General features: G+C 47.4%; 1 protein-coding gene. It reads right to left on the reverse strand.

The window, feature by feature from the left end; genetic code table 11:
* Nucleotides 1–7: 7 nt before the first annotated feature.
* Nucleotides 8–661, reverse strand: a 654-nt coding sequence (locus DOT_RS08885) for a phosphodiester glycosidase family protein (protein ID WP_009617289.1), incomplete at its 5' end; no start/stop codon positions are given.

The following is a 661-nucleotide window of genomic DNA, read 5'->3' on the forward strand; positions in this document are numbered from 1 at the left end:
TCACCCACTAAGGCGTAACCACAAAAGCTGTGGGAACATTGCGTTCTCCAAAAACGTTCGGGAGTTCATTCAGGACTTTACCTTGATAGCAGATTTCTGAGGAAGAACCGCCATCGAGATTAACTGCATTCACGGCATGATAATCCTCAAAGACCTTCGCAAGGTCACTTAAGGTCGCCCCGATACTCCAAGAAGGTTGGCGTCCGTCAATGACAACGAAAATGATGGTCCCATCCGCCATTTGGCCTATACCGGTGCGTGGGGCAATTCCCCAGCCACCGTCCCCAGAAACTACGGATTTACCCTCAACGACAAGATTAGGCACAAATGTAACAGCGTCACGAATGTGTTTCATTTCTAGTTGTTTAGCCGTAATGTTACCAAGAACCATTTTCCCCTGGTCATCAAATCCAACAATATTGACTTCTCGTTCTCCCACATTATTGTAGACCAATTTCCCGTCCTGCACGGTTAACCCATCAGGAAAAGCACCATTCCCTTTACCCTCCGGATCATCAAACCCGCCGGCATTTATTCCGGCAATGGCTCCCATATCTTTAACGAGTTCGCTGACCCTCTCTCCCGTAACGCCAATCTCTTTAGTAACTGCCAATTTAACTCGAGTGGGGTCCTTGATCAGCATCACTTTGCCTTTGTAATT

Origin of the sequence: Desulfosporosinus sp. OT (assembly GCF_000224515.1) — a bacterium.
In the GTDB taxonomy this organism is placed as follows: Bacteria; Bacillota; Desulfitobacteriia; order Desulfitobacteriales; family Desulfitobacteriaceae; genus Desulfosporosinus.